Here is a 16,743-nt window from a genome sequence, read left to right as displayed (position 1 = left end):
ACATTTCCATTGACCCGGAGGCTCCCATGCTGTCCTTCCAAGGCCCCATCGCTCGCGATCTCTGTGATCCGCATTTGCGTCCCTCCCGTCGCGCGTTTTTGCGAGTCGGCGGAGCGGGCTTCTTAGGTTTGTCGCTGGGCTCGATGATGAACTTGCAATCGCAAGCCGCCGCGTCCAATGGCGGAGGGGGGCCAGGTTGGGGCAAAGCCAAAAGCATTATCATGGTGTACTTGCAAGGCGGTCCCAGCCATCTTGATTTGTGGGATCCCAAAGAGAACGTTCCCGATAACGTGAAGAGCGTGTTCGCGCCGATCAGCACTAAGATTCCAGGCATTCAATTTACGGAAAACTTGCCTCAGCTGGCGCAGATCAACGACCGTTTCACCATGATGCGGGCGCTGTCGTATTCCCCCAACGGTCTCTTCAATCACACCGCGGCGATTTACCAGATGATGACGGGCTATACGACCGACAAGGTCAGCCCTTCGGGTCAATTGGAACCGCCCAGCCCTAAAGATTTCCCCAACTTCGGCAGCAACATCATTCGCCTGCGCCCAGCCGACGAACCGATGCTGCCGTTCGTCATGCTGCCCCGGCCGCTGCAAGAGTCGAACGTGGTGGGGAAGGGGGGCACCGCCGGTTTCCTGGGCAAATCCTTTGATCCCTACACGCTCTATCCAGCCGGTGACGACATGGATATGGAGAAGATGAGCCGGATCAAGATTGACGACTTGAAGCTCCGCCCCGAAGTCTTCAGCGTCCGTTTGCAGCGACGCGCCAAGTTGCGTGATCTGCTCAACGCCCAAATGCCTGATATCAATAAAGCGGTTGAGTCTTATGAATTAGACGAGTATTACGACCAGGCACTTTCGTTGATTGTCTCGGGCCGCGCTCGTGATGCTTTCAATTTGGAAGCCGAGTCGGTTGCCATGCGCGAGCGTTACGGACGGAACACGTTCGGACAAAGTTGCCTGCTGGCCCGCCGCTTAGTCGAAGCTGGCACCCGCGTCGTGGAAGTCATTTGGCCTAAGGTTGCCAACAGCGACAATCATTCCTGGGACCACCACGTCGGCCTCTCCAAGCGGATGAAGGACCAATCCGCCCCGATGCTCGATTCAGGACTTTCCGCGCTGATCGAGGATTTAGACAACCGCGGCATGCTGGAAGAGACCTTGGTGGTTGCCGTTGGTGAATTCGGTCGCAGCCCTCAGCGGGGCGTCAGCACCAGTGGCAACGGAAACAGCGATGATGGCCGCGACCACTGGCCTTATTGCTATACCGGAGTGATCGCCGGCGCGGGCACCAAGCGGGGATATGTGCATGGCAAGAGCGATAAAACGGCCAGCGCGCCGCTGGAAGATCCGGTGCATCCCGGCGAGCTGTTGGCGACGATCTATCACAGCTTTGGCATCGATCCCGAAACCTTGGTCTACAACCACTTGAACCAACCACGGGAACTGGTCAAAGCCCAAGCGGTGAATCAACTTTTTGCTTAAGAATGTCAAAGGTTGATGCCGGAAGTGGTTAGCGGCTAGCCGCTAGCGATTACGAGCACCGCTTCGCTGAGCACGAGCACGAGCATTCCCATCACGACCTCCACGAGCTTGCCTCGTGCGGTGAAGGAGGTTATTGGCTAGCACGTTCCCCGCGTATCCCCGTTCCGCCCCGCCCGCCTGCGGCGGGCGGAGCGGGGCGGAGCGGGGCGGAGCGGAGCGGAGCGGAGCGACGTAGAGAGGCGTGGGGGCTTGCATCACTAGCTGACAACCTGGTTCACCGAACGAGACAAGCTCGTTGAGGTCTTATCACTTCGTGCTAATAATCGCTCGCGTTACTCACAGCTGGTCGCTTACCAAAACATCGTTGGCGATCGCGAACGAGGCAAGCTCGTTGAAGTCTGCGAAAATTAGCTGTATCCCCAAATTTTTGTTGGGTGTACAATTAATAACCGCAACTCTGCGAGATGTTCCAAAAAACCTGCGAAAAGCCCGTTTTCCGCTTGTCCGCTTCATACACATTTTGAGGGAACGATGGCCCGTTTGCCATCTTGGTTACTGATTTTCTTGTTCGTGCTGGGGCAGCCTGTGCCCCACGTGCACGCTGGGGATGACGTTTCCGCACCGCACTCAACACGCCCTCATTTCCATCTTTCGGTCGGCCATCATCACGCCCACACCCATGCCGATGACGATGCGCAAACGGACGTCAAACACGGACACGCCCATCATCACGAACATCCGCAGTTGCAAACTGGCTCCGCGGGAATTCACCACAGTTGTATCACTCGGCATGACGACGATGCGGTCTATCTGAACAACTCGCTCAGCGTACCGCGCCGTGCCGTTGATTGGCGGCCTTATGGAACGCCGCTCGATTGCGTCTTTCTCAATCTCACCCTCGGCACTCCGCCAACATCGGTGATTTTCTTGCCCGCCAATCCCGGTGGCAATCGCGCCGTACCACGCTTCTTGCGCTACACCGTGCTGTTGATTTAACGTTGCTGGACAAGCTTTGAAGTTCCTCCCCAAGCTGCTTGTTCCTGCACGTAAGACCAACAGAACCTCATGAAACTGAACTCACTTGGCGTGAGCTTCGCTGCCTTGGCAGTGATCCTTGCCGCCTGGCTGGCATTTACCCCGTTTCGCTTCGGCTCCAGCGACCGCGAACCGACAACCGAGTCCACGGCGGAAGATCAAGCCAGCAATCTGAAGCAAAAAAACATGTTGCGGATCAGCCCGCAAGCGCGAAAAAACCTGGGTCTCATCTCGCTGCCCACCAAGCCGAAAACCTATTGGAGATCACTGGTCATACCGGGAGCGGTGGCTGATCGCCCAGGACTCTCTGATCGTGGCGTGACGTCGCCCGCCGTGGGTATCGTCACCGCGATCGATGCGTATCCGGGTGACACCATACAACCGGGAAGCCAATTGTTTACGCTGCGGCTGTTCAGCGAGTATCTCCAAGCGACTCAAACACAACTCTACCGGGCCGCCGAAGAAATCAAGATTTTACAAGCCGAGATCGAACGTCTCGCCGAGTTGGCAACTAGCGGTGCCGTCCCCGAAAGTAAACTGATTGCTCTGAGAGCCGATCGCACGCGACAGCAAGCGATCGTGCAATCATCCCGCCAAGATTTGCTCACCCGCGGTTTGTTGCCCGAGCAGATTCGCCTGGTGGAGCAACAAGGGGCTTTCGTGTCGACAATTGAGGTGCTGGCCCCCGAACCGATAGCGGCAGACAACAGCGGCTACGAAGTTCAAGAGTTGAACGTGGAGCTGGGCCAACAAGTCCAGGCGGGGCAACTGCTGGCAAAACTCTCCAATCATCAATCACTCTACGTCGTCGGTCATGCTTTCAAACGCGAAGCCGGTTTACTAGAACGCGCCGCCACGACACAGCTGCCAGTGACGATCGAATTTACCGAGGATGAGCAATCGGATTGGCCGCCACTGGAGCAAACGTTCCAAATTCGCCACCTTTCCAATTCAATCGATCTCGCCAGCCGCACGCTCGACTTTTTTATCCCCTTGGAAAACCAATCTCATACATATCTCCAAGCGGGAGAAAGTTTTTTAGTGTGGAGATTTCGCCCTGGGCAACGAGCCCGAATTCGCGTGCCGGTGGAAAAATTCGACGACGTGTTTGTCTTACCCACCGAGGGAGTCGTGCGGGAGGGACCCGATGCCTACGTCTTTCAACAAGTTGGCAGCCTGTTCAAACGATTGTCAGTACAGATCTTACATGAAGATCGGCTGGAAATTGTGATCGCTAACGACAACAGCATTCAGCCGGGGGCCTTTTTGGCTCAGAACGGGGCCGCCTCACTGAATCGCATCTATAAGTCTTCCACTGGCAATGAATTACCCAACAACGTCCATGTCCACGCCGACGGAACGGTTCACGAAGCTCACTGACAACGAACGAAGAATACGTGTCGTCTTTTGCTTTGTGATAGTGGGGTTTGCGTGGAGGGTTCTACGCATCTCTCTATTAACTTTCGCGGAGCGAAAGGCGACTTTGCCTCGCCGAAAACTAAGGTACATGATCATCTCAGATGCTTGATTCCCTCATCCGTGGCGCCTTGCGCTATCGACAATTTGTGGTCATCGTCAGCCTAGCCGTGCTGATCTATGGCTCCTATTTGGCGACGACCACTCCGATTGACGTGTTCCCCGATCTCGATCGCCCGCGGGTCGTGATCATCACGGAGGCTGCGGGGCTGGCAACCGAAGAAGTCGAAACGTTGGTGACTCAACCAATCGAAATTGCCCTGATGGGTGCCAGCGGGGTACAAGCGGTCCGCAGTCAATCGACCGCCGGCCTGAATGTTTTGTACGTCGAATTCGACTGGTCCACGGAGATATCTGTCGCCCGTCAAACCGTGCAAGAACGCCTAACAACGCTGGAAGGGGTGTTGCCGGCGGGGATTCGGCCGCAAATGACACCCCCCTCATCGATCATGGGTCAAATCGTCGTGTCCGGACTCTACGCCCAAACGGGCCCCCGTGGCGGCCGGTTGGCCCCGGTTGGTGAAATCGGCATGTTGGCGGAATGGACCGGTGGGCAAAACGGCGAACCGCAGATCCAGGTTTGGCAACCCGTGCAGCGCGAAAATCGGGGCACTTGGCAACCGGTGGCTTGCCAACAAATCGACTGGGCTCCGAGTCCTTTGGCAAACGGCCCCTTACAGAATGGCCCACTTCAGAATGGCCCCTTACAGAACGGCCGACCGGCTGATCGCAACCAGGGTAGTGATGCGGGGACAGTCACGCTGCGGATTGGCGAGCAAAATTATCAAGCCACGTTTCAGACAACGGCCCAGCAGTTATTAGAAATGCGGACGATCGCCGATTGGATCGTGCGTCCGCGATTGTTGAAGACAACTGGCGTGGCGGAAATCTTTATGCAGGGAGGAGATCGCAAGCAATATCAAATTTTGATCGATCCGACTGCGTTGTTGGAGTATGACGTTACGGTCCAAGAAGTTGAGCAAGCGCTGCGAGCCAGCAACATCAACACCAGCGGCGGGTTTGCCGTGACTGGTGAGACGGAACGTCCGATTCGCATCCTGGGACGGTTGGGGCCAACGTCGCGAGTGGTGATTGCCGATTTGAACAAAATCCCCATTGGCCAACATCCCAAACGTTCCGTGTTGCTGGAGCAAGTGGCCAGGGTAACCGAAGGGGCTCAGTTAAAGCGGGGCGACGGGAGCATCGACGGTCGACCGGGAGTGGTATTTACAATTGTCAAACAACCTCACGTTGACACTCGCCAGTTGACCGACGACGTGGCTCGCGCTCTTGCCGAAGTGGAAGCATCGCTACCAGCAAATTTGGTGATCAACACCGAGCTATTTCGGCTGAAAAATTTTATTGACCGAGGCATCTGGAATGTTGGCGAAGCATTGGTGATCGGCGCCGGGCTGGTGATCGTGGTGTTGTTTCTGTTTCTGCTGAATTTTCGCACCACCTTTATCACACTCACCGCAATTCCCCTGTCATTAGTCTTAACGACGCTGGTATTTCGTTGCCTCGGCTTGCTAACCGGCAACGATCTGTCAATCAACGTGATGACTTTGGGAGGGATCGCGGTGGCGATGGGGGAGTTGGTCGATGACGCGATTGTGGATGTGGAAAACATATTTCGTCGCCTCAAACAAAATAACGCCCTGCCGCAGTCCGCGCGTCGCGCCCCGCTGGCTGTGGTCTACGCGGCCAGCAAAGAGATCCGCAGTTCCATTGCCTTCGGCACGGCCGTCGTCATCCTCTCCTTCCTGCCGCTGTTTGCACTCTCCGGTGTGGAAGGACGGCTATTCACACCCCTGGGGGTAGCCTACATCGTTTCGATTCTGGCATCGTTCTTCGTTTCGCTGACCGTCACTCCGGTGCTCTCCTACTATCTGTTGCCGCACGCCAAAGCGACTCGTCAGGCAAGCGAAGGGGGTGTGTTGCGGATGCTGAAAGCGATTGCCAGACCGTTGATTCGGCTCAGCATGCGAGTCCCCGGCATGTTGCTGATCCTAACTTGGATCGCCGCCGGACTGGCTGGCTGGCAACTGACTCAGTTGGGTCGCAATTTCTTGCCACCGTTTGACGAGGGGAGCATTCAAGTCAACGTGACGTTGCCACCCGGTTCCTCACTCGACGCTTCCAATCAGGTCTCAGCGGCTATCGATCGAGTCTTTCAATCACTGCAGCGGAGCGAAGCCAATCCCGGCGGCGAGATTTTGCACTTCGTCCGCCGTACGGGCCGGGCCGAAATGGATGAGCATGCTTCCCCCGTGCACGCGGGTGAATACATCCTCAGCATGAACCCCGCATCGGAAACACCCCGCGGCGAGCTGCTGACGAAATTGCGGACCTTGATCAGCGAGGGAGCGCCCGGCGTGGACATCGAAGTCGAACAACCACTGGCGCACTTGATCAGCCACATGGTATCGGGCGTGTATGCTCAAATCGCCATCAAAGTGTATGGCGATAACTTGGAAACACTGCAGAGCATCGCCAGCCAAGTCCAAGAAACGGTGCGGCAGGTGCCCGGTGTCACGCCGCCGATCGTGGAGCCCATTCGCGAGACAGCCGAACTGCATATCTCACTCCGCGCCGATGATCTGGCCCTCTATGGGTTAACTCGCCAGTACGTCGCCGATGTGCTGCAGACCGCGCTGCAGGGCGAGGTGGTCTCCCAAGTGCTGGAAGGGCAAAGACGTTTTGATCTTTTGGTGCGTTTGGAAGAAGAATATCGCAGCGACTATGCCAACTTGGGCAGGTTGCGAATTCATCTCCCCGACCGCAGTGGCGAAACCGACCGTGGACAGATTGAATTGGCCGCCGTCGCCGACATCGGTGAGGGGCTCGGCCCTAACTCCATCAATCGCGAAAATGCCAGACGCCGGATCGTGATTCGCCTTAACACCGAGGGACGCGATCTGGCCGGTGCGGTTCAGGACATCAAGCAACGTGTCGGCCGACAAGTTCAGCTGCCCGTTGGCTACTTTGTCGAATATGGCGGACAATTCGAAAGTCAGCAAAATGCGACCAACTTGATTGTCATTTTGGCCGGAGTCTCGCTGGTGGGCATCTTCCTGGTGCTGCTGCTGTTGTTTCCCTCGGTAAAAATTGTCCTGCAAATTCTCAACGCCATCCCCACGGCCTTCATCGGTGGGGTGCTGGCGTTGGTGATCACCCAGCAAAACTTGACCGTCGCCAGCTTGGTTGGATTTATCTCCCTCGGCGGGATTGCCATTCGCAACGGAATTTTATTAGTCACGCATTACCTCCAGTTAATGCAGAACGAAGGCGAAACGTTCAGCCAAGCCATGATAATGCGGGGCAGTCAGGAAAGGCTCGCACCGGTGTTAATGACAGCATTAACCGCCGGCATCGCCTTGATCCCGTTGGTTTGGGGTGGTGACGAGCCCGGTCGCGAGATCCTCTATCCGGTCGCCACAGTGATCTTGGGCGGGATCATGACATCGACTTTCTGCGAGTTCTTAATCCATCCAGGTCTGTTCTGGCAATTCAGCGGCGGAGATGCGGAACGGATTGCCAGCGAGCGGCTGCGGGAGGAGGCGGAGGACTTTCCCACTTAATGATGAGAATTTGACAGCATTTCCACGGTTGCTCCCCCGTTTTATCCGCCGCGTTTACTTAGCCCAGTCGGGCCAGTTGCGGAAAACCACCGAGTGTACGCAGCTTGTACCCGAGCACCTACAGACTACGTAGATTAATATTGACCGGTTGAATGAGTTAGGTATAATCTGGCGGCCTTGGCAAACCTGGGAAAGCAGGGAAGCTCGGAGTTTCCTGCTGTTTATATTCGCAGCGCGAATTTCTCCCGAAATGTGATGGTGCGGAGTTTGCGTCATTTTGCTAACTAGGCAACAGCGGGTCGTCGGCCCTCGGTTTGGTGACCGGGGAAAGATGGGTCGAATTTATGGACCGGTAATTGGGTGCAGGGAGGAATTGCTGCCATGACCACGAAAACGGTTTTTACCACGGGCGAAGCTGCCAAGATTTGTAAGGTCAGTCAACAGACCATCATTCGGTGCTTTGACAATGGATCCCTGAAGGGTTTTCGAGTACCGGGCAGTCGGTTCCGACGGATACCTCGCGATCATCTTTATTCGTTCATGAAGGATAACGGAATCCCGACGGACGCACTGGAGAGTGGCAAGAAGCGGCTGCTCGTCGTCGACGACGACGAAGATTTGGTAGAGTTGATCGTCGACGCTTTCTCGCGTGACGGACGGTTTGACATCCGCACAGCCAACAATGGTTTTGACGCGGGCATGAAGGTCAACGAGTTTCGTCCCGATTTGGTCATCTTGGATGTGATGTTGCCGGACATTAATGGTCGCGAAGTGTGCCAGCGGGTGCGCAGCGATTCGTCACTGGACTCGGTGAAGATCATTTGCATTTCGGGGATGGTCGAGCAGGAGAAAGTGGACTCGCTGAAAGCGGCTGGGGCCAACGACTTTATGCAAAAGCCGTTTGCCACTGATGACTTGCTGAATCGCTGTTGCGACATTCTAGATATCGATCGCACCGACCGGGCGCTAGCTCACTAACGCCCGATTGGATTTGGCTCAATGGACTGGTTGCCAGCGATTCAGTGGGAGCGGAAGACTTGGCTGCTGCCCTTATCGGTTTCGTCTGCCAACACCCTGGCCGCGTACTTGTTGGATTCCTCCAGCGGTAACGGGCCGCTAGCTGATCCCGAATGGGCCGCCAGCGTGCTGGCCGAGTCGCTGAGCAAAGATCCTGCGTTGGCGATGTTTGCGACGCTGGAATATGCAAACGCGGAAGTTGCCGATTCGGCCTCCCGAGCCAGCATCGACCTAGAAGACTTAGCGGCTTGGTTGACCGGTCGCTTGAGAACGATTTTTCAGGACCAGCAGCGGCGGTTGTTAGGGACTTTCGTTGCCGAGGAAATCGAGCGCGTCGGAAAGTTGCCCAATTATCGCTCATTGGCCGCTGCGGCGATGGCCGTTCCGCCCGAGCAGTGGATGGAGCGAGCGGTTGCTTGGCTGCAGCCAGCCGAGCGGGAACCACCAGCGGCTTGGCGGCAACGCTGGCCCCGGCTTTCAACTCCGACCAACGAGTCACCAGGGACCAGCGAGTCACCTGCGGCACCGCCCGATTACGCCGAGTCGTCGCTTGACCTCAACCAATTGGCCTCGGCGCTGCGCGAGCGAGAGCTGTTGAGCGAGCGATTTGCGGCCAAACTTCATACGGAAAAGTTAGCCTCCCTGCGTCAATTGGCTTATGGCTTGAGCCACGAAATCAACAATCCGCTGGCGGGCATTCGCACCCGTGCCGAGCAGTTGGCCAGCGACGAAGAGGATGCGGGGCGACGCCACCAATTAAGTCGCATTGTGGATTCGGTGATGCGGGCTCATGAGATGATTGCCGACTTGATGTATTTCGCCCGGCCGCCTCAGCCCAGCTACCAAACGTTCTGCGCGGAAGAATTCACGCGTCAGTTGATTGCCGAGTACCAACCCCAGTGCGCGGAGCTGGGAATTCAGTGTGAACTGCTGGAGAGCCTGAAGACACCCACAGCTGAAAAGTTGCGAGGCAGGAAGTTGCAGGGCAGGGGAGGGGAGCGGTTGATGATTTCCGCCGACCCTGACCAGCTCGCTGATGCTTTGCGGGCGCTGCTGGACAACGCGTTGGAAGCGGTCACGGCGGGGGGAGCGATTGCGGTACAGGTTCGCCGCACGCCCCGTTTTCTGATGTGGGTGGTCAGCGACAGCGGCCCCGGTTTGTCGGCCGAGGGTCGCCGTCACGCCTTTGATCCGTACTTCAGCGGGCGGGAAGCGGGACGCGGGCTGGGCTTAGGTCTATGTCGGGTTTATCGTATAGCGAGAAGCCACGGGGGAGGCGCCTCTTTGGATGCCGTGGCTGTGGGATGTCGCGCCCGCTTGTGGGTGCGCCGCACAGCAGACCGTTCCTGAACTGAATCGGGCCGAAACTATGGATTATCCCTGGCTAAGTATCGTTCCCCCGTTGATTGCCATCGGCTTGGCAATCGCCAGTCGACAAGTGATTTTATCACTGGGCATGTCGATCATCGTGGGGGCGATCTTGCTGACCAGCCCCGTTGGCCCAAGCCCTGTTGGCCCAAGCGAGTCGGCGGCGGGAGCAATATGGCTGGTCCGCTTTTGGCAATCGCTGTGGTTTGATCACCTCTGGCCCGCTTTGCAGAGCTGGGATCACCAACGCGTCTTCATTTTCAGCCTCACCTTGGGCGCGATGGTCGGTGTGATCGAAGCGGCTGGCGGGATGGAGGTCCTGGTCCGCCAGCTGATGCGAAGAGTGAAAAGCCGCCGGGCTGGCCAGGGATTAGTATGGGGCTTGGGACTGGGCATTTTCTTTGACGATTACGCCAACACCTTGCTGTTGGGCACCACCATGCGCTCGACGGCCGACCGCTTGCGGTTTTCCCGGGCAAAGTTGGCCTACTTGGTTGATTCCACCGCCGCTCCCGTGGCCGGGCTGGCGTTGGTCAGCACTTGGGTGGCGACCGAGATCAGCCTGATTGGCGATGGGCTGCGCGCGGCGGGAGTGAATCCCGAGATTACCCCCTTTACGATTTTCTTGGCTTCGATTCCCTACCGCTTTTACGCCATCTTGGCCCTCTTGATGGTCGCCTTCGTGGCTTGGAGCGGGCGAGATTTTGGCCCCATGTTGACCGAAGAACGCCGCTGCTTGGGCTTGTTGCCGCAATCGTCATTGGCCGGCTCCGCAGTAGCCACAGAAAGTACCACAATCCATCAGGCGGAAGCGTTGGCAGCCGAACCGCCAGTGGAACGTCAGCTCCCTGGTTGGCTGTGGTTATTTGCCGTGATCCCGGTGGTGGTTTGCGTATTGGTTGTGCTGCGTTGGCTGGTGCAAACGGGGCAAGCCGCAGTGGGCGAGACGCAACTAACGGGGATTCGTTATTGGGGCGAAGTGCTGGGCAACGCGGACTCTTATCAAGCTTTGGTCTGGGGTAGCGTGGCTGGCTTGCTGACGGCGATCGCTTGCGGCCTGTTGGCCGCTTGGCTGGAATCGGCAACGTGGGCTCCCGGGTCGCGTGGGCTGGGTCGGCAAGCCGATTTTGCGATGGGAGCCGCCAATTGTTTTTGGGGCGCGGTGCGGGGCGCGTTCCAGCTGGTTCCCGCGATGATGATTCTGTGGTTCGCTTGGTCGCTGAGCAGCATGACCGACGAAGCCTTTTTAAACACCGGAGGGTATCTGGCCGACAAACTGCAAAGCAGCCGCATGCCGGAGTGGTTTTTGCCTTCCGCCGTGTTTGTCACCAGTGGTTTTGTCGCCTTGTCGACCGGCACCAGTTGGGGCACGATGGCGATTTTGACACCGATTTCGATTAAGTTGGCGGTCGCTGCCGGCGCGGTTGCCGTGGGCGCGGAAGAGGCGGCCAACACCGGCGGGCCATTGTTGCTGGCAACCGTGGGAGCCGTCTTGGCGGGGGCAATTTTTGGTGACCATTGCTCACCGATCTCCGACACCACGGTGCTATCCAGCCGAGCGTGCGGCTGCGATCACATTCTACACGTGCGGACGCAGCTGCCCTATGCGATGCTCGTCGGCGGCGTCAGCATCTTGTTGGGGACGATCCCGTCCGGTCTTGGATTTAACGTCTGGTGGTCCTTGGTGTTGGGTACCTTCGCGCTGCTGGTGCTGCTGTATGTGCTGGGGCGACGCGGTGACCAACGGTTGGGTTCAGCGGGCGAGCGCGTTTGAGCAAACAGTGCCAAAACGCGTTTTCGGCGCTTCATTGCAACTGTTGGTTCGCCGCTTGGTTTGTGGATGGGATTTCGCCCGATCGCACCAACGTAGCGAAACATCACATCAGAAGATTCAATGGTTTCAAATCAAGGAGCCAATCATGACAAAAGTAGCCATTGCCGAAGATATTGCCGAACGGATCCGCGGTAGCGAGGGACCAATCGAGCTGATCGAGGCAGAGATTGAACGAGCCCGAAACAGAGCGAGCAAGGACGGAAAACGACTTTCTTGGGCGCAAGTGGCTGCGAAACTCCGGGACGGAGTTACTGAGTGATTTACGACGTCTAATTCTGCTTGGATGCGGCCGCAGAACTTGTGCGCATCGCAGAGATATTCGGATCAGCGGTGTTGGTCTTGCGCGCAGCGGAAGCAATCCGTCGAAAGTTGGAAAACGACCCAGCCGAGAAGGGCGAGTTCCCATCGGAAGGATTGTACTTTATCGATGAACCACCTCTTCGTGCGTTCTTCTTGATCAACGTTGAAGCGATCACCGTCGAAATTACGGACTTTCGAATTCTCTAAGCGGCGAACCCAGCAGTTAGCCCGGCTCAGCGACTTGAGCGAATATCCAATTTTTTCGCAAACCGATCTTGCTGCTATTGTTTCCCCGTTGGTACGGTCCGCTCAGCCTTCGGAGGAATCGCGAACCGGAGGAACTTATATCCCCGGTCGAATGCTGGAAGCTGAAAGCTCATGGAAACCGCAGCCCCCCCTCGAAATGTCACCAGGGCAAACGGACATCTCAGCCGGTTAACCGCGAACCCTGGCTGGATGCTGGTCAGTTGTTTGGGAGTCAGTATGTTGCTGGCATCGCAAGTGGGCTGCCAATTTGCGGCCAGCGGACAAAATGCCCAAGGGGCTCGGTTATTCGAGACGGGGCAATATTCGGCGGCCATGCAAGAGTTTCAGAAAGCGATTGCCTCCGACCCCACGAATGCCGACGGCTATTACAATTTGGCCCGCGTCACGCACCAGATGGGCGTCCAACGCAATGACCCGGCTCTGACCGAACAAGCCGAAGCGTTATACAACCAGTGCCTCGACCATCAACCCAATCACGTCGAGTGTTATCGATCGCTGGCGGTCTTGCTAACCGAAACCAACCGTTCGGATAAAGCCTTTGCTTTGATGCGAAAATGGGCAGCCGACAATCCTAACTTGGCCGACGCGCGGATCGAACTGGCTCGGCTTTATGAAGAATTTGGGGAACCGCAAACGGCGAAAAAGTACCTCGAAGACGCGGTCCAACAAGATCCCAACAGTGCGCGAGCCTGGTTGGCGTTGGGGCGGTTGCGGGAATCGTCGGGCGATTTGACCCAGGCTCTGGCCAACTATCAACGCAGCTTCAGCCTCAACAACATGCAACCGATGGTTCAAGGCCGGATCGCCGCTTTGAGTCAGCAGCTCAGCGGCCAATACGACACTTCGCTGAGCGGCGGTGGCACGCGAATGGCTCAGCCCCCGGGAAGTCAAAACCTGGGACGCGGGCGTTATTAGCCGCGGCGGCGAGTCCCCCTGGGGGTACGCCCTACTCGATTCGCCTTCAACATCCTAAAATTAGTTCCACGCGAGTTGCGTCGAGTCGTTCGACGCTCCCCCACACTCCCCATGCGTGGCTCACTGGATGTCTCTGCAATCAACCGATCAACGCATTTTTAACTTTTCCGCCGGCCCGGCCGTCCTGCCGCTTCCGGTTCTCGAGCAAGCTCGCGACGAACTCCTCTGCTTGCCCGGCGCCGGATATTCTTTGCTGGAAATGAGTCACCGCGACAAATTGTTCGTGGAAATATTGCACACGGCGGAAGCCGATTTGCGCCATCTGCTGGAGATCCCGGATGATTACGCGGTCCTGTTTCTGCAGGGAGGCGCCAAGCTGCAATTCTCCATGGTGCCCGCCAATTTGTTGCGCGGCACTGACAAGTCGGCCGATTATTTGGTGACTGGTTCGTGGAGCAAAGGCGCTTTTGGCGAAGCGGTCAAAGAAGGTGACGCCGTCAAACGCTGGGATGGTGCGTCGACAAATTTTGATCGGCTCCCCACGGCCAGTGCTCTGCAGCTGAACGAACAAGCGGCTTACTTGTATTACTGCAGCAACGAGACGATTCAGGGAGTTCAGTTTCAACAAGAACCCGCCTGCCCAACCGGAGTACCTTTGGTCTGTGACGCGTCGAGCGATTTCCTCAGCCGACCCCTGGACATCAATCGTTACGGTCTGCTTTACGCCTGTGCCCAAAAGAATGCCGGCCCCGCGGGGGTTACCGTGGTGATCGTGCGTCGCGACTTATTACCGTTAGCTCAGCAAGACTTACCCGGTTATCTGCTGTATCGCAACCACGCCGAGAATGATTCGGAGTGGAACACGCCGCCCACCTTTGCGATTTACATGCTGGGCTTGGTCGCCAAATGGCTGCGGACCGAAATTGGTGGTCTTTCAGTCATGCAACAATTAAATCGGGAAAAGGCTTCGATGCTGTACGAAGTGATCGATGCTAATCCGCAACTTTATCAAGGACACGCGGCCCCCGCCGATCGCTCCGCCATGAACGTCACGTTCCGCTTGCCCGACGATGAGACGCAGGCACAATTTTTGTCGCAAGCAGCCGCCCATCAACTTGTCAACCTCAAGGGGCATCGCAGCGTGGGGGGCATCCGAGCCAGTATCTACAACGCCATGCCTCGCGACGGTGTCGCCACACTGGCGGAGTTCATGCGAGACTTTGCCGCCAGTCGCTAGTCTCGTTCCGCACCATCCATTACTCATTTCACGTTTGATAAATTCATGCCACGCATCATTGTCCTAGATAATATCGCTCCCGAGGGAATCGCCCTGTTAGATGCCGAGCCGAAAGTCGAATATGACATTCGCACCGGGCTCAAAGGCGAAGAGCTGCGCGAGGCGTTGAGCGAATACGACGGCGCGATCGTTCGCAGCGGTGTCACGATCACCGCCGAATCGTTGGCTGGCAATCGTCGCCTCAAGGCGATCGTGCGCGCCGGTGTGGGAACCGATAATATTGACAAGGTCGCCGCCACGCGGCTGGGGATCGTGGTCATGAATACGCCGACCGGTAACACGGTCAGCACGGCCGAACATGCCTTCGCGTTAATGTTGGCGTTGTCGCGAAACATCGCCCCGGCCCACGAAAGTTTGGCCGCCGGACGCTGGGATCGCAAAGCCTACATGGGAACCCAGCTGGCGGACAAAACGCTGGGGATCGTCGGCATGGGCCGCATCGGGCGGGAAGTGGCGATGCGGGCCTTGGCGTTTCAAATGCGAGTCATCGCCTATGATCCGTTTCTGACCGATGAAGCCGCAGCCAAAATGGGCATCGAACGGGCCGCCACCGTGGCCGACCTGCTGCCGCGGATCGATTACCTAACCGTCCACACTCCGCTCACGCCGGAAACGGAAGGGTTGATCAACAGCAAGAACGTCAATGACCTGAAGCCGGGTGTGCGGTTGATCAATGCGGCTCGCGGGGGCATCTATGACGAAACGGCTTTGGTCGAAGGGCTGAAAAGTGGTCGCATCGGCGGCGTCGCTTTGGACGTCTACGCCACCGAACCTTGCACCGACAGCCCGCTGTTCAAAATGCCCGGCGTCGTTTGCACACCGCACTTGGGGGCCAGCACCGAAGAGGCGCAAACCCAAGTCGCCATCGAAGGCATTCACTTGCTAATGAACTACTTGCTGCAAGGTGAAATTCGCCATGCCGTCAACGTCGCCTCACTCGATCCCAAAACGCTCAACGATTTGCGCGGCTTCCTCGATGTGGCTCACCGACTCGGCTTGTTCCTGGCGCAATACCACGGCGGCGGCATCGGCACCCTGCGGCTCACTTACCGCGGCGATATCTGCGATAAAGATACGCGATTGCTGACCAGCGCGTTCTGCGCCGGTTTGCTAGAACGAGCGATGGCCGAGGATGTCAATATTATCAACAGTGAATTGTTGTTGCGCGACCGCGGGATTGAGCTGTCCGAGTATAAGAGTCACGAACGGGGCGCTTTTGCCAGCAGCATCACTGCCGAAGTCGCCGGCGATGGTCGCACGATGGCCGCCAGCGGAACCTTGCTGGGTAAAAACATGCCGCGCCTGATTATGATCGACGACTATCGGCTCGAAGCCTTCCTCGATGGTCACATGCTGATCTTCACCCACACCGACGTGCCGGGCATCGTCGGACGCGTGGGCACGGTCTTCGGTCGTCATCAAGTCAACATTGCCCAAATGGCCGTCGGCCGCGGCAGCCACCAACCGGGCGGCCATGCCATCGGGGTGCTGAATCTCGATAGCTTGCCCCCGCGACAAGCCTTAGACCAAGTTCGCGAGATCGATCCGATCCAAACCATCACCATGGCCGAATTGCCCCCCAGTGGTCAGTTGCCAACCTGGTTGCAATAAAGCGTCGGGAGCTCGTTCTCGCGTCAGGTTGCCCGATCAGGGCGACCGACGGCTGAGGCTGCGAGGCTGCGATAGATCTTTTCGCTGGTCCTGCGGCAAGTAACTGCGGTTGGCCAACTCAGGATCAAATTGCGTCCACGTCTCGCGGTGGCTGCTCGCCTCCACGTGCCGTAACACCCCGGCATCGTGCCAAATCACCCGCCACACCTTGTCGTCGTGGTCCCGCATCGGCGTTTGCCCAGGCTCTTTGATCAGTCGCCAGGCTCGCACATGAAAGCGGTTCTGGCCGGCATGCCAGTCGTAGAAGATCAGCTGGTCAAAGACGTGCCGACCTGATTCATCGTGATAATGATTGACTTCGATTAAGTCGACCTTGTCATACACGGCATGCTGCTTGACGCAGGTCGATAACAGCAAGGTGCTGAGGAGCAGTAGCATCGTCATGATTGGCTTTGCCTCCAAGAAAGGTGGTCACGGCAAAGCGGCCCAGAGCTCTCGCGTGGCAAGCCATCCCAACCGCCAACGCGTCTGACTAATGCTTTACCT

Annotated in this window: 13 protein-coding genes; 11 read left to right on the top strand and 2 right to left on the bottom strand. The window is 57.3% G+C overall.

The window, feature by feature from the left end:
- Positions 1 to 26 precede the first annotated feature (26 nt).
- The gene (locus SH139x_RS03890) at positions 27 to 1,496 is read left to right on the top strand and encodes a DUF1501 domain-containing protein (RefSeq protein ID WP_488353975.1); all 1,470 of its coding nucleotides are present in this window, start codon (positions 27 to 29) and stop codon (positions 1,494 to 1,496) included.
- A gap of 42 nt (positions 1,497 to 1,538) precedes the next feature.
- Here the strand turns inward: SH139x_RS03890 and SH139x_RS03885 are convergent, their stop codons facing one another.
- The gene (locus tag SH139x_RS03885) at positions 1,539 to 1,754 is read right to left on the bottom strand and encodes a hypothetical protein (protein WP_488353974.1); all 216 of its coding nucleotides are present in this window, start codon (positions 1,752 to 1,754) and stop codon (positions 1,539 to 1,541) included.
- 273 nt (positions 1,755 to 2,027) lie between these two features.
- On the opposite strand from SH139x_RS03885, the gene SH139x_RS03880 reads away from it, so the two are divergent.
- The 10 genes from SH139x_RS03880 to serA all read left to right on the top strand — a co-directional run bounded on the left by SH139x_RS03880 (position 2,028) and on the right by serA (position 16,197).
- A complete protein-coding gene (locus tag SH139x_RS03880; RefSeq protein ID WP_488353973.1) occupies positions 2,028 to 2,492 on the top strand; it encodes a hypothetical protein in 465 nt (154 codons plus the stop codon).
- Positions 2,493 to 2,561: 69 nt separating this feature from the next.
- A complete protein-coding gene (locus SH139x_RS03875) occupies positions 2,562 to 3,911 on the top strand; it encodes an efflux RND transporter periplasmic adaptor subunit (protein ID WP_488353972.1) in 1,350 nt (449 codons plus the stop codon).
- 140 nt (positions 3,912 to 4,051) lie between these two features.
- On the top strand, positions 4,052 to 7,588 hold the full coding sequence (locus tag SH139x_RS03870) for an efflux RND transporter permease subunit (RefSeq protein WP_488353971.1): 3,537 nt from the start codon (positions 4,052 to 4,054) through the stop codon (positions 7,586 to 7,588).
- 381 nt (positions 7,589 to 7,969) lie between these two features.
- The gene (locus SH139x_RS03865; protein ID WP_488353970.1) at positions 7,970 to 8,566 is read left to right on the top strand and encodes a response regulator; all 597 of its coding nucleotides are present in this window, start codon (positions 7,970 to 7,972) and stop codon (positions 8,564 to 8,566) included.
- 21 nt (positions 8,567 to 8,587) lie between these two features.
- The gene (locus SH139x_RS03860; RefSeq protein ID WP_488353969.1) at positions 8,588 to 9,955 is read left to right on the top strand and encodes a sensor histidine kinase; all 1,368 of its coding nucleotides are present in this window, start codon (positions 8,588 to 8,590) and stop codon (positions 9,953 to 9,955) included.
- Between the two features lie 19 nt (positions 9,956 to 9,974).
- Positions 9,975 to 11,747: a Na+/H+ antiporter NhaC family protein gene (locus SH139x_RS03855; RefSeq protein ID WP_488353968.1), complete on the top strand. Its 1,773-nt coding sequence runs from the start codon at positions 9,975 to 9,977 to the stop codon at positions 11,745 to 11,747.
- A 145-nt stretch (positions 11,748 to 11,892) separates the two neighbouring features.
- Complete coding sequence (locus SH139x_RS03850; protein ID WP_488353967.1) at positions 11,893 to 12,066, top strand: hypothetical protein; 174 nt, start codon at positions 11,893 to 11,895, stop codon at positions 12,064 to 12,066.
- Between the two features lie 419 nt (positions 12,067 to 12,485).
- On the top strand, positions 12,486 to 13,289 hold the full coding sequence (locus tag SH139x_RS03845; protein WP_488353966.1) for a tetratricopeptide repeat protein: 804 nt from the start codon (positions 12,486 to 12,488) through the stop codon (positions 13,287 to 13,289).
- 127 nt (positions 13,290 to 13,416) lie between these two features.
- Entirely contained in the window at positions 13,417 to 14,526 is a 1,110-nt protein-coding gene (gene serC, locus SH139x_RS03840) for a 3-phosphoserine/phosphohydroxythreonine transaminase (RefSeq protein WP_488353965.1), read from the top strand.
- 45 nt (positions 14,527 to 14,571) lie between these two features.
- Positions 14,572 to 16,197: a phosphoglycerate dehydrogenase gene (serA, locus tag SH139x_RS03835; RefSeq protein WP_488353964.1), complete on the top strand. Its 1,626-nt coding sequence runs from the start codon at positions 14,572 to 14,574 to the stop codon at positions 16,195 to 16,197.
- A 36-nt stretch (positions 16,198 to 16,233) separates the two neighbouring features.
- Here serA and SH139x_RS03830 read toward each other — a convergent pair whose 3' ends face one another.
- Positions 16,234 to 16,641 (bottom strand): hypothetical protein, encoded by a 408-nt coding sequence (locus SH139x_RS03830; RefSeq protein WP_488353963.1) that lies wholly within the window; start codon positions 16,639 to 16,641, stop codon positions 16,234 to 16,236.
- Between the last annotated feature and the right edge of the window lie 102 nt (positions 16,642 to 16,743).

Origin of the sequence: Kothea flammea, assembly GCF_052161645.1 — a bacterium.
Classification (GTDB): domain Bacteria; phylum Planctomycetota; class Planctomycetia; order Pirellulales; family Pirellulaceae; genus Laterigemmans.
The sequence above is the reverse complement of the archived record's forward strand: the minus strand, read 5'-3'. Positions and strand labels throughout refer to the sequence as shown.

Bases quoted from the DNA above. Each gene is read 5' to 3' on its own strand.
- SH139x_RS03890 (WP_488353975.1), top strand. From the start codon at position 27: ATGCTGTCCTTCCAAGGCCCCATCGCTCGCGATCTCTGTGATCCGCAT.
- SH139x_RS03880 (WP_488353973.1), top strand. From the start codon at position 2,028: ATGGCCCGTTTGCCATCTTGGTTACTGATTTTCTTGTTCGTGCTGGGG.
- SH139x_RS03875 (WP_488353972.1), top strand. From the start codon at position 2,562: ATGAAACTGAACTCACTTGGCGTGAGCTTCGCTGCCTTGGCAGTGATC.
- SH139x_RS03870 (WP_488353971.1), top strand. From the start codon at position 4,052: ATGCTTGATTCCCTCATCCGTGGCGCCTTGCGCTATCGACAATTTGTG.
- SH139x_RS03865 (WP_488353970.1), top strand. From the start codon at position 7,970: ATGACCACGAAAACGGTTTTTACCACGGGCGAAGCTGCCAAGATTTGT.
- SH139x_RS03860 (WP_488353969.1), top strand. From the start codon at position 8,588: ATGGACTGGTTGCCAGCGATTCAGTGGGAGCGGAAGACTTGGCTGCTG.
- SH139x_RS03855 (WP_488353968.1), top strand. From the start codon at position 9,975: ATGGATTATCCCTGGCTAAGTATCGTTCCCCCGTTGATTGCCATCGGC.
- SH139x_RS03850 (WP_488353967.1), top strand. From the start codon at position 11,893: ATGACAAAAGTAGCCATTGCCGAAGATATTGCCGAACGGATCCGCGGT.
- SH139x_RS03845 (WP_488353966.1), top strand. From the start codon at position 12,486: ATGGAAACCGCAGCCCCCCCTCGAAATGTCACCAGGGCAAACGGACAT.
- serC (WP_488353965.1), top strand. From the start codon at position 13,417: ATGTCTCTGCAATCAACCGATCAACGCATTTTTAACTTTTCCGCCGGC.
- serA (WP_488353964.1), top strand. From the start codon at position 14,572: ATGCCACGCATCATTGTCCTAGATAATATCGCTCCCGAGGGAATCGCC.
- SH139x_RS03830 (WP_488353963.1), bottom strand. From the start codon at position 16,641: ATGACGATGCTACTGCTCCTCAGCACCTTGCTGTTATCGACCTGCGTC.